The following is an 8,102-nucleotide window of genomic DNA, read 5'->3' on the forward strand; positions in this document are numbered from 1 at the left end:
CGCGCTTGCCGAGCAGGTTCTGGCGGAACCGGCCCTGCTTGCCCTTGAGCATGTCCGAGAGCGACTTCAGCGGGCGCTTGTTGGTGCCGGTGATGACGCGGCCGCGGCGGCCGTTGTCGAAGAGGGCGTCGACGGATTCCTGCAGCATCCGCTTCTCGTTGCGGATGATGATGTCCGGCGCGCGCAGCTCGATCAGCCGCTTCAGGCGGTTGTTGCGGTTGATGACCCGGCGGTAGAGGTCGTTGAGGTCGGAGGTGGCGAAGCGGCCGCCGTCCAGCGGCACGAGCGGGCGCAGTTCGGGCGGGATCACCGGAATGACGGTGAGGACCATCCACTCGGGACGGTTGCCGCTTTCGCGGAAGGATTCCACCAGCTTCAGCCGCTTGATGATCTTCTTCGGCTTCAGTTCGCCGGTTGCCTCGGCGAGATCGGCGCGCAGCTGTTCGGCCTCGGAATCGAGGTCGATGGCGGCGAGCATTTCGCGGATCGCCTCGGCGCCGATGCCGGCGCGGAAGGCATCCTCGCCGAAGCGGTCCTGCGCGTCGAGGAACTCCTCCTCGCCTAGCAACTGACCGGCCTTGAGGTCGGTCAGGCCGGGCTCGATGACCACGTACTGCTCGAAATAGAGGATGCGTTCGAGGTCACGCAGCGTCATGTCGAGCATGAGGCCGATGCGCGACGGCAGCGACTTCAGGAACCAGATATGCGCGACCGGCGAGGCCAGCTCGATATGGCCCATGCGCTCGCGCCGGACCTTCTGCAGCGTCACCTCGACGCCGCATTTCTCGCAGACGACGCCGCGATACTTCATCCGCTTGTACTTGCCGCACAGGCACTCGTAATCCTTGATCGGCCCGAAGATCCGGGCGCAGAACAGCCCGTCCCGCTCCGGCTTGAACGTGCGGTAGTTGATCGTTTCCGGCTTCTTGATCTCGCCATAGGACCAAGACAGGATCCGCTCGGGACTCGCGAGCGAGATCTTGATCTCGTCGAAGGTGCGCAGCGGCTGGACCGGAGTGAACGGGTTGGTGATTTCCTGGTTCATCTGAGAATCCTCAATCGCGTTTCAGGGGAGGCGAGGGCGCGAAACGCCCTCACTCCGCTTCCGAATCCAGAAGCTCGATATTCAGGCCGAGCGAGCGGATTTCCTTGACCAGCACGTTGAACGATTCCGGGACACCCGCCTCGAAATTGTCCTCGCCCTTGACGATGGACTCGTAGACTTTCGTCCGGCCCGCCACGTCGTCGGATTTCACGGTCAGCATTTCCTGCAAGGTATAGGCCGCGCCGTAGGCTTCAAGGGCCCAGACCTCCATCTCGCCGAACCGCTGGCCGCCGAACTGCGCCTTGCCGCCCAGCGGCTGCTGGGTGACGAGGCTGTACGGTCCGGTCGAGCGCGCGTGGATCTTGTCGTCCACCAGATGGTGCAGCTTCAGCAGGTACTTCACGCCGACCGTGACCGGCCGGGTGAACTGCTCGCCGGTCCGGCCGTCATAGACGATGGACTGGCCGGAGGTGTCGAAGCCCGCCCGTTCCAGCGCGTCGTTCACGTCCGCCTCCTTGGCGCCGTCGAAGACCGGCGTCGCGACCGGAACGCCCGAGATGACATTGTCGGCGGCCTCGAGGAACTCGTCCCGCGGCAGGTCGGCGATGGCCTCGTTATAGACCTCTTCGCCATAGGCGACCTTCATCGCCTCGCGCACCGGCGTCATGTCGCCCGAGCGGCGATACTCCTGCAGGCCGAGGTCGATCGACTTGCCGAGACCCCGCGCGGCCCAGCCCATATGGGTCTCGAGGATCTGCCCGACATTCATGCGGCTCGGCACGCCGAGCGGGTTCAGCACGAAATCGACCGGCGTGCCGTCCGCGAGGAACGGCATGTCCGCTTCCGGCACCACGCGGCTGATCACGCCCTTGTTGCCGTGACGGCCGGCCATCTTGTCGCCCGGCTGCAGCTTGCGCTTCACCGCGATGAAGACCTTGACCATCTTCATCACGCCCGGGGGCAGGTCGTCGCCGCGGCGGACCTTCTCCACCTTGTCCTCGAACCGCCGCTCCAGCGCCTTTTTCTGCAGCTCGAACTGCGCGTGCAGTTGCTCCTGCGCCAGCGCGTCCGGCTCCTCGCCGAGGGCGAGCTGCCACCACTGGCCGCGGCTGAGCGTGCCGAGCAGTTCCTCGTCGATGGTCGAGCCGGCCTTGATCCCCTTCGGACCCTTCACCGCGGTCTTGCCGAGCAGCATGGCTTTCAGGCGCGCATAGATGTTGCGCTCGAGGATCGCCATCTCGTCGTCGCGGTCGCGGCTGAGGCGCTCGACCTCCTCGCGCTCGATCTGCAGCGCGCGCTCGTCCTTGTCGACGCCGTGCCGGTTGAAGACCCGGACCTCGACCACCGTGCCATAGTCGCCCGGCGGCAGCCGGAGCGAGGTGTCGCGCACGTCGGACGCCTTTTCGCCGAAGATCGCGCGGAGGAGCTTTTCCTCCGGCGTCATCGGCGATTCACCCTTCGGGGTGATCTTGCCGACCAGGATGTCGCCCGGCCCCACTTCGGCGCCGATATAGACGATGCCGGCCTCGTCGAGGTTGCGCAAAGCTTCCTCGCCGACGTTCGGGATGTCGCGGGTGATCTCCTCCGGCCCGAGCTTGGTGTCGCGGGCCGCGACCTCGAACTCCTCGATGTGGATCGAGGTGAAGACGTCGTCCTTCACGATCCGCTCGGAGATGAGGATGGAGTCCTCGTAATTGTAGCCGTTCCAGGGCATGAAGGCGACGAGCACGTTCTTGCCCAGCGCCAGCTCGCCGAGGTCGGTCGAGGGACCGTCCGCGATGAACTCGCCCTTCTTCACCGTGTCGCCGACCTTGATCAGCGGACGCTGGTTGATGCAGGTGTTCTGGTTCGAGCGCTGGAACTTGCGCAGCCGGTAGATATCGACGCCCGGGTCGCCCGGTGCCACGTCCTCGGTGGCCCGGATCACGATGCGCATCGCATCCACCTGATCGACCACGCCGGCCCGGCGCGCGGTGATCGCCGCGCCCGAGTCACGGGCCACGATCTCCTCGATGCCGGTGCCGACGTAAGGAGCCTCGGCGCGGAGCAGCGGCACCGCCTGGCGCTGCATGTTCGAGCCCATCAGCGCGCGGTTCGCGTCGTCGTTCTCGAGGAACGGGATCAGCGAGGCGGCGACGGAGACGAGCTGTTTCGGCGAGACGTCGATCAGGTCGATATTGGCCGGCGGGTTCAGCATGAAGTCGCCGGACTTGCGGGTCGAGACCAGATCGGAGGTGAAGCGGCCTTCCGCGTCGAGGTCGGCGTTCGCCTGCGCGATGGTGTGACGCATCTCCTCGGTGGCGGACATGTACTGCACGTCATCGGTGACCTTGCCGTCCCGGACGTGCCGGTAGGGGGTCTCGATGAAGCCGTACTTGTTCACCCGCGCGAAGCTGGCGAGGCTGTTGATCAGGCCGATGTTCGGGCCTTCCGGCGTCTCGATCGGGCACATCCGGCCGTAGTGGGTCGGGTGGACGTCGCGCACCTCGAAGCCGGCGCGCTCGCGGGTCAGACCGCCCGGCCCGAGGGCCGAGAGGCGGCGCTTGTGGGTGACTTCGGACAGCGGGTTGGTCTGGTCCATGAACTGCGAAAGCTGCGACGAGCCGAAGAACTCGCGCACCGCCGCCGCCGCGGGCTTGGCGTTGATCAGATCCTGCGGCATCACCGTGTCGATCTCGACCGAGGACATCCGCTCGCGGATCGCGCGCTCCATGCGGAGCAGGCCGACGCGGTACTGGTTCTCCATCAGCTCGCCGACCGAGCGCACGCGCCGGTTGCCGAGATGGTCGATGTCGTCGATCTCGCCCTTGCCGTCGCGCAGTTCGACCAGCGCCTTGATCACGGCGATGATGTCGGCGTTGCGCAAAGTGCGCATGGTGTCGGGCGCGTCGAGGTCGAGGCGCATGTTCATCTTCACCCGGCCGACGGCGCTGAGGTCGTAGCGCTCGCCGTCGAAGAACAGGCTGTTGAACAACACGCTGGCGGCCTCGACCGTCGGCGGCTCGCCCGGGCGCATGACGCGATAGATGTCCATCAGCGCCTGATCGCGGTTGTAGTTCTTGTCGACCGCCATCGTCGTGCGGATGTAGGCGCCGACATTGACATTGTCGATGTCGAGGGTCGGGATCTCGGTGACGCCATTGTCGAGCAGCACCTTGAGCGTGCCGCCGGTGATGTCTCCGGTCTTGGCGTCGATGTCCCAGGTCAGCTCGTCGCCGGCCTCGACCCAGATCGCGCCGGTCTGCTCGTTGATGATGTCCTTGGCGGAATAGCGGCCGATCATCGTGTCGAAAGGCGCCAGCACCTCGGCGATGTCGCCCTTCTCCTGCCATTCCTTGACCATGCGCGGCGTGATCTTCTTGCCGGCCTCGGCGATGACCTCGCCGGTGGCGGCGTTCACGATGTCATGGTTCGGCTTGGTGCCGCGCGCGCGCTCGGGGAAGAAGCGGGTCGCCCACATGTTGCCTTCCTTGCGGAAGGTGACGGTGTCGTAATAGGCGTCGCAGATCGCCTCCTGGTCGAGCCCCAGCGCATAGAGCAGCGTCGTCACCGGCAGTTTCCGGCGACGGTCGATACGGGCGAAGACGATATCCTTGGCATCGAACTCGAAATCGAGCCAGGAGCCGCGATAGGGGATGATCCGGCTGGTGAACAGGAGCTTGCCGGACGAATGGGTCTTGCCGCGGTCATGGTCGAAGAACACGCCGGGGCTGCGGTGCATCTGGCTGACGATCACCCGCTCGGTGCCGTTGACGACGAAGGTGCCGTTCGGCGTCATCAGGGGCATGTCGCCCATGTAGACGTCCTGCTCCTTGATGTCCTTGACCGAACGCGAGCCGGTTTCCTCGTCGACCTCGAAGACGATCAGGCGCAGCGTCACCTTCAGCGGCGCGGCATAGGTCATGTCGCGCTGCATGCATTCGTCGACGTCGTATTTCGGCGCTTCGAGCTCGTAGCGTACAAATTCCAGCGTGGCTGTCTCGTTGAAGTCGCGGATCGGGAAGACCGACTGGAACACACCCTTCAGGCCCTCGCCGTCCTGGGGGGTGTCCTGATCGCCCGACTTCAGAAACAGGTCATAGCTCGACTTCTGAACCTCGATGAGGTTCGGCATTTCCGCGACTTCGCGGATCTTGCCGTAGAACTTCCGAATGCGCTTGTGACCTGAATGCGTCTGAGCCATGCTCTCGTACCTCTTGCCTGCATGCGAGAGGCCCGACGGGGAACGGGTCTCTCGGCTGTGCCCGACGATTTGATCCCATGCTTGTGCGATGTCCCACTTCGCACACCCGGATCAATGCGTCTGTCAGGATGCCCGCTCGCGGGCGCCCGGAGAAACGCACTTCCTTCACACATTTCACGTCCACGCTGGTCCCCCCGGCGCGTTGGTGAAACGCGGTCTGAACGCATCCGAGAGTCACCTTGCGACAGCGGCTCTCTCAAATGCGAGACTGGACCCGCGCGGACGCGGGCCCAGTCAACTTGATTAACGCAACCTTAAGTTGCGATCAATCACTTCAGCTCGACTTCGGCGCCGGCATCGACCAGCTTCTTCTTGATCTCCTCGGCTTCGGCCTTGGAGACACCTTCCTTCACCGCCTTGCCGCCGGCTTCCACCAGGTCCTTCGCCTCCTTGAGGCCGAGACCGGTGATCGCGCGAACTTCCTTGATCACGTTGATCTTCTGGGCGCCAGCGGCCTTCAGGATCACGTCGAACTCGGTCTGTTCCTCGGCGACTTCGGCCGGGCCAGCGGCCGGGCCGGCGGCCACGGCCACCGCGCCGGCGGCCGGCTCGATGCCGTACTCGTCCTTGAGGATCTTCTTCAGTTCGGACGCCTCGAGAAGGGTCAGGCCCACGATCTCTTCGGCAAGCTTCTTCAGGTCAGCCATTTTGTTTTCCAATCAGGTTCTTTGTCACGTCCGGGGTCCAATCGCGTCCCACCGGCCTCGGGGTTGCTTCGATTATGCCGCCTCACGCTCTTCGAGCGTGGTCAAGATGGCCGCGATATTCGCGGCCGGCGCGCCAATGGCCGAGACGAGGTTGCCCGCCGGAGCCCCGATGCAGGCCACGATCGAAGCGATCAGCTCCTCACGCGACGGCATCGCGGCCACGGCTTTCACCCCGGCCTCGTCGAGCGGCGTCGCCCCCATCGCACCCCCGAGGACAACAAGCTTCTTGTTGTCCTTGGCATAGGCCTCCACCACTTTCGCGGCGGCGACCGGGTCCTCCGAATAGGCGAGCACCGTCATGCCCTTCAGCAGATCCCCCATCTTTTCACCGGGGGTCCCCTTCAGGGCGATCTTGGCGAGCTTGTTCTTGGCGACGCGGACCGCTCCGCCGGCGGATTTCATCCGCAGGCGAAAGTCCGTCATCTCGGCGACCGTGAGGCCTTCGTAGTGCGCGACCACGACGACACCAGAGTCCGCGAAGATCTGGCCGAGATCCCCGACCACCACTTCCTTTTGGGCTCTATCCACAGTGCTCTCCAAGTTCATGGCGAAGGCCGAGACCCCCACCGCTCAGTTTCGCCGGTTTCCCGGCGTCTCGGGTCCTTACGGGTCCCGCCAAAACCACCCCCGGAAAGGCCCGGATAGATCCTGATCGTTTCCCATCTCGGGCAGGATTTCCGCCGGTTTCCCGGCAACCCACCGTCTCGGACAGTCGGGAGGCGCGCCCCGAGGGGTTGGCCGCCCGTCGCATCCCCCGGTCGCCCGGGGGAATTCCTTCGGCTATTCCACCGCGCTGGCGATATCGACCGTCACGCCCGGGCCCATGGTCGAGGACAGGGCGATCTGCTTCAGATACGTGCCCTTGGCGCCGGTCGGCTTCGCCCGGCTCACCGCCTGGACGAAGGCCCTGACGTTCTCGACAAGCTTTTCCTCGTCGAACGAGGTCTTGCCGACGCCGCCATGCAGCACGCCCGCCTTCTCGACCTTGAACTGGACCTCGCCGCCCTTGGCGTTCTTCACCGCGGTCGCGACATCCATGGTCACCGTGCCCACCTTCGGGTTCGGCATCAGGTTGCGCGGGCCGAGGATCTTGCCGAGCCGGCCGACGATCGGCATCATGTCCGGCGTCGCCACGCAGCGGTCGAACTCGATCTTGCCGCTCTGGATCGTCTCCATCAGATCCTCGGCGCCGACGATATCGGCGCCCGCCGCCGTGGCCTCGTCGGCCTTGGCGCCGCGGGCGAAGACCGCGACGCGCACGGTCTTGCCGGTGCCGTTCGGCAGGTTGACGACGCCGCGCACCATCTGGTCCGCGTGGCGGGGATCGACGCCGAGATTCATCGCGATCTCCAGCGTCTCGTCGAACTTCGCCGTGGCATTCGCCTTGACGAGCTTCACCGCCTCGGCCAGCGGCAGGTTGGTCTTGCCCTCGACGGACTTGCGAGCGGCGGCGATGCGCTTTGCGACTTTTGCCATTCGCCCTTACCCCTTGATCTCGATGCCCATCGACCGGGCGGAGCCGGCGATGATCAGCATGGCCGCGTCGATGTCGTTCGCGTTCAGATCGCGCATCTTGGTCTCGGCGATCTCGCGCACCTGGGCGAGGGTCACCGTGCCCGCCGAGGCCTTGCCCGGCGTCTTGGACGCGGACTTCAGGCCCGCCGCCTTCTTCAGCAGGAAGGACGCCGGCGGCGTCTTGATCTCCATGGTGAAGGACTTGTCGGTGAAATAGGTGATGATCACCGGGGTCGGCGAGCCCACCTCGAGATCCTGCGTCTTGGCGTTGAACGCTTTGCAGAATTCCATGATGTTGATGCCGCGCTGACCGAGCGCCGGCCCCACGGGCGGGGACGGGTTCGCCTTGCCGGCGGCGACCTGCAGCTTCAGGCTGCCTGCGACCTTCTTGGCCATGGTGGCCTCCTCTCACTTTCCATTCCCGCGGGACGCGTCCCTCGGGGTTGCGATGGCGTGGTCCGGCTCCGGGCGGCGCGCCGCCCCGCCTCCCACGATTGTCCCGGGACCAGCGGCCCCGGGCGCCTTCACGAAGCCTTGGAGACCTGCGTGAATTCCAGCTCGACCGGGGTCGCCCGGCCGAAGATCGAGACCG

At 65.4% G+C, this 8,102-nt stretch carries 5 protein-coding genes and 1 pseudogene; all 6 read right to left on the bottom strand.

Annotation, left to right across the window (positions count from 1 at the left end; genetic code table 11):
- Positions 1 to 1,045 (bottom strand): annotated as a pseudogene (locus tag Q0480_RS00125) (DNA-directed RNA polymerase subunit beta'); the annotation flags it as partial.
- Positions 1,046 to 1,094: 49 nt separating this feature from the next.
- A complete protein-coding gene (rpoB, locus tag Q0480_RS00130) occupies positions 1,095 to 5,228 on the bottom strand; it encodes a DNA-directed RNA polymerase subunit beta (protein WP_299129476.1) in 4,134 nt (1,377 codons plus the stop codon).
- A gap of 329 nt (positions 5,229 to 5,557) precedes the next feature.
- Positions 5,558 to 5,935: a 50S ribosomal protein L7/L12 gene (gene rplL / locus Q0480_RS00135; protein WP_299129478.1), complete on the bottom strand. Its 378-nt coding sequence runs from the start codon at positions 5,933 to 5,935 to the stop codon at positions 5,558 to 5,560.
- Positions 5,936 to 6,007: 72 nt separating this feature from the next.
- On the bottom strand, positions 6,008 to 6,523 hold the full coding sequence (gene rplJ, locus Q0480_RS00140) for a 50S ribosomal protein L10 (RefSeq protein WP_299129484.1): 516 nt from the start codon (positions 6,521 to 6,523) through the stop codon (positions 6,008 to 6,010).
- 252 nt (positions 6,524 to 6,775) lie between these two features.
- Positions 6,776 to 7,471 carry a 50S ribosomal protein L1 gene (gene rplA / locus Q0480_RS00145; protein ID WP_299129480.1) on the bottom strand — a complete coding sequence of 232 codons (696 nt, stop codon included), beginning with the start codon at positions 7,469 to 7,471 and terminating at the stop codon, positions 6,776 to 6,778.
- Positions 7,472 to 7,477: 6 nt separating this feature from the next.
- Positions 7,478 to 7,906, bottom strand: coding sequence for a 50S ribosomal protein L11 (rplK, locus tag Q0480_RS00150; RefSeq protein WP_299129482.1), 429 nt, complete (start codon positions 7,904 to 7,906; stop codon positions 7,478 to 7,480).
- Between the last annotated feature and the right edge of the window lie 196 nt (positions 7,907 to 8,102).

The organism is uncultured Amaricoccus sp., from assembly GCF_937891315.1.
Classification (GTDB): Bacteria; Pseudomonadota; Alphaproteobacteria; order Rhodobacterales; family Rhodobacteraceae; genus Amaricoccus.

Coding starts and splice junctions, on each gene's coding strand:
- rplK (WP_299129482.1), bottom strand. CDS start 7,906: ATGGCCAAGAAGGTCGCAGGCAGCCTGAAGCTGCAGGTCGCCGCCGGC.
- rpoB (WP_299129476.1), bottom strand. CDS start 5,228: ATGGCTCAGACGCATTCAGGTCACAAGCGCATTCGGAAGTTCTACGGC.
- rplL (WP_299129478.1), bottom strand. CDS start 5,935: ATGGCTGACCTGAAGAAGCTTGCCGAAGAGATCGTGGGCCTGACCCTT.
- rplA (WP_299129480.1), bottom strand. CDS start 7,471: ATGGCAAAAGTCGCAAAGCGCATCGCCGCCGCTCGCAAGTCCGTCGAG.